Below are 2,952 nucleotides of genomic sequence, written 5' to 3'. Positions count from 1 at the left end.
GCCGCCGTGGCTGCCGCCTGCGGCGCCGCGGGGGCCATTGCTTGCTGCTGAGCCGGCTGGGCCTGCTGCGGCACGGCCTGCGCCGGCGCCGACTGCGGGGCCGCCGTGAGACTCATCCGCGGCCCGTCGGTGGGATTACCGAGATGCACCACGGAGCCGGGACCCAGCTCCAACTGCTGCACGCGCTGGCCCTGTGAGTAGGTGCCGTTGGTGCTGCCGTGGTCCTCCATGACCCAACTGCGGGCTCCCCGGCTGATGGTGGCGTGACGCCACGAGACCCTGGCGTCGTCGATCACCAGGTCCCCCTGTGGATCCCGGCCAAGTGTGTACGACCTGGACGGATCGAGAGTCCAGGTCCTTCCGTTCAATTCCAGTACGAGTTCCGGCACTCCGCGCCCCACTAGTTTTCCCCCGAGGTACCCCCATCACAGGGAGTCTAGGGATGGCGAACATCGGGGGGAACTATTTCAGGCTCGGCCCTTCCTCGGAAAGTCGGGCCCACCGAATACCGTGTTTGTCCGGCACGCGGGACGGCCGGCCGGTCCCGGGGCGCCGCCCGCTACGGTGGGATCACCATGAGCGCATCGCAGCCGAATCAGACCGCTGACGTCCCCACTCTTCTGGTAAAGATCTTCGGGAAGGACCGCCCCGGGATCACCGCCGGCCTCTTCGACACCCTCGCGGCCTACTCCGTCGACGTCATCGACATCGAGCAGGTCGTCACCCGTGGCCGTATCGTCCTGTGCGCGCTCATCACGGCGCCGACGGTCGGCGGCACGACCGAGGGCGAACTGCGGGCCACCGTGCACAGCTGGACCGAATCCCTCAAACTCCAGGCCGAGATCATCTCCGGCATGGGCGACAACCGGCCGCGCGGCAGCGGCCGTTCGCATGTCACCGTGCTCGGCAACCCGCTGACGGCCGAGTCGACCGCCGCCATCGCCGCCGGCATCACCTCGGTCGGCGGGAACATCGACCGGATCTTCCGACTGGCCAAGTACCCCGTCACAGCGGTCGAGTTCGCGGTCTCCGGCGCGCCCACCGAGCAGCTGCGCAGCCGGCTCGCACCCGAGGCCGCCGAGATCGGTGTGGATGTGGCGGTGGTCGCCGCCGGACTCCAGCGCAGGGCGCAGCGGCTGGTGGTCATGGACGTGGACTCGACCCTGATCCAGGACGAGGTCATCGAACTCTTCGCTGCGCACGCGGGCTGTGAGGCGGAGGTCGCCGAGGTCACCGCGCGGGCCATGCTCGGCGAGCTGGACTTCGAGCAGTCCCTGCACGCGCGGGTGGCGCTGCTCGCCGGGCTCGACGTCTCGGTGGTCGACAAGGTGCGCACGGAGGTACGGCTCACACCGGGCGCCCGCACCCTGATCCGTACACTCAAGCGGCTCGGCTACCAAGTGGGCGTGGTCTCCGGGGGATTCACCCAGGTGACTGACGCGCTCAAGGAACAGCTCGGACTCGACTTCGCCGCAGCCAACACACTGGAGATCGTGGACGGCAAGCTCACCGGACGGGTGGTCGGCGATGTGGTCGACCGCGCGGGCAAGGCCAGGCTGCTGCGCAGGTTCGCCGCCGAGGCGGGGGTGCCGCTGGCGCAGACCGTGGCGATCGGCGACGGCGCCAACGACCTCGACATGCTGAACGCGGCGGGGCTGGGGGTCGCGTTCAACGCCAAGCCGGTGGTGCGCGAGGCGGCGCACACGGCGGTGAACGTGCCGTTCCTCGACACCGTCCTGTACCTGCTGGGCATCACACGCGACGAGGTCGAGACGGCGGACGACGAGGACGGTGTCACGGAGGAGTACTGAGCGCGGACCGGCCATGCACCGGCAGTACACCGGCCGGCTGCGGACGTACGAGGCCCCGGCGCGGATCGTCCGCGCCGGGGCCGGGTGATGTCAGGGGTCAGCGGCCGCTGATCAGTCGTGCGGTGCCCAGTAGTCGACGAGCTTGCCCACGCCGTGTTCCACCGACTTCCAGGTGCCGGTGAAGCCGACGACGGCGAATCCCGCGGTCGGGAAGCCGCCTTGCGTCATACGGGCGAGCGCGTCACCCTCGGAGCCGCCGGACAGCGCGTCGGCGAGCGTGTGCATGCCGGGGTTGTGACCGATGACCAGCAGATCCCGCACCTCGTCGGCGGTCTCGTTGATCAGCGCGAGGAGGTCGCCGAGCGACGCGTCGTACAGCCGCTCCTCGTAGACGGTCCTGGGCCGGTGCGGCATCTCGTGCACGGCGAGCTTCCAGGTCTCCCGGGTCCTGACCGAGGTCGAGCAGACTGCCAGGTCGAAGGGGATACCGGTCTCACCGAGCTTGCGTCCGGCCATCGAGGCGTCCAGGCGGCCCCGCTCGGCCAGCGGCCGTTCATGGTCGGACACCTGGGGCCAGTCGGCCTTCGCATGCCGGAGTAGGACGATCCTGCGGGGTGTATCGACGCTCATGCACCCCAGCTTCGCATGAAATGCGCCGCCGGGCGCAGGGTGTTGACGGGCTCCACGGGAGAGGTCGCGGGACACCCGGAAATCGGGGTCGTCACGGGGTCAGGAGCTGGAAGAGGTGCGCCAGGATCCGGCCGACGGCCGGATCGCCTGCGGCCGCCTCGGCCTGCCCCGTACCGGTCATGAGCAGCAGCAGCGCGGCGAAGGCGACGGCGGGCAGGGCGATGGCCCACCACGGCAGCCTGATCTCCGTGCTGCCCTGGGCGGGACGGGCGGATCGGGGGTGCGCTGGGGCCGTCATGGCCGCCTCCGGTGGGCTGCGGGGTGGGTCTGCGATTCGATGGGTCCGAATCTACGGATCATGACCTCCGGAGCCCATCCGGTGACCCACCCACTCAACCCTGAACCTGCCCCCCTAAGGGTGGTGGTGCTAACCCCCCCTCTTTTGAGGGCTCGGTTCGCCTCCGGGGCGCCCACGGGTCCACCGTTCATCCCGGGCTCGCCCCGATCACGT

At 70.0% G+C, this 2,952-nt stretch carries 4 protein-coding genes; 1 reads left to right on the top strand and 3 read right to left on the bottom strand.

Translation table 11 applies throughout. From position 1 onward, the window contains the following. A partial coding sequence (locus tag HY68_RS45370) for an FHA domain-containing protein (RefSeq protein WP_241778782.1) occupies nucleotides 1-401 on the bottom strand: 401 nt, incomplete at its 3' end. Nucleotides 402-575: 174 nt separating this feature from the next. Here HY68_RS45370 and serB point away from each other — a divergent pair. After that, nucleotides 576-1,811 (top strand): phosphoserine phosphatase SerB, encoded by a 1,236-nt coding sequence (gene serB, locus HY68_RS20980; protein WP_041991100.1) that lies wholly within the window; start codon nucleotides 576-578, stop codon nucleotides 1,809-1,811. A 111-nt stretch (nucleotides 1,812-1,922) separates the two neighbouring features. On the opposite strand, the gene HY68_RS20975 is transcribed toward serB, so the two are convergent. Both HY68_RS20975 and HY68_RS20970 read right to left on the bottom strand, forming a co-directional pair. Further along, complete coding sequence (locus HY68_RS20975) at nucleotides 1,923-2,441, bottom strand: histidine phosphatase family protein (RefSeq protein ID WP_041991098.1); 519 nt, start codon at nucleotides 2,439-2,441, stop codon at nucleotides 1,923-1,925. Between the two features lie 91 nt (nucleotides 2,442-2,532). Then, nucleotides 2,533-2,739 carry a hypothetical protein gene (locus HY68_RS20970; RefSeq protein WP_041991096.1) on the bottom strand — a complete coding sequence of 69 codons (207 nt, stop codon included), beginning with the start codon at nucleotides 2,737-2,739 and terminating at the stop codon, nucleotides 2,533-2,535. Nucleotides 2,740-2,952 lie beyond the last annotated feature (213 nt).

This window comes from Streptomyces sp. AcH 505, assembly GCF_000818175.1.
GTDB lineage: Bacteria > Actinomycetota > Actinomycetes > Streptomycetales > Streptomycetaceae > Streptomyces.
Note: the sequence above shows the minus strand (reverse complement) of the source record. Positions and strands in the feature narration are given on the sequence as shown.

What these genes read in the sequence shown, in the direction of transcription:
- HY68_RS20975 (WP_041991098.1), bottom strand. Translation starts at nt 2,441, where the DNA reads ATGAGCGTCGATACACCCCGCAGGATCGTCCTACTCCGGCATGCGAAG.
- HY68_RS20970 (WP_041991096.1), bottom strand. Translation starts at nt 2,739, where the DNA reads ATGACGGCCCCAGCGCACCCCCGATCCGCCCGTCCCGCCCAGGGCAGC.
- serB (WP_041991100.1), top strand. Translation starts at nt 576, where the DNA reads ATGAGCGCATCGCAGCCGAATCAGACCGCTGACGTCCCCACTCTTCTG.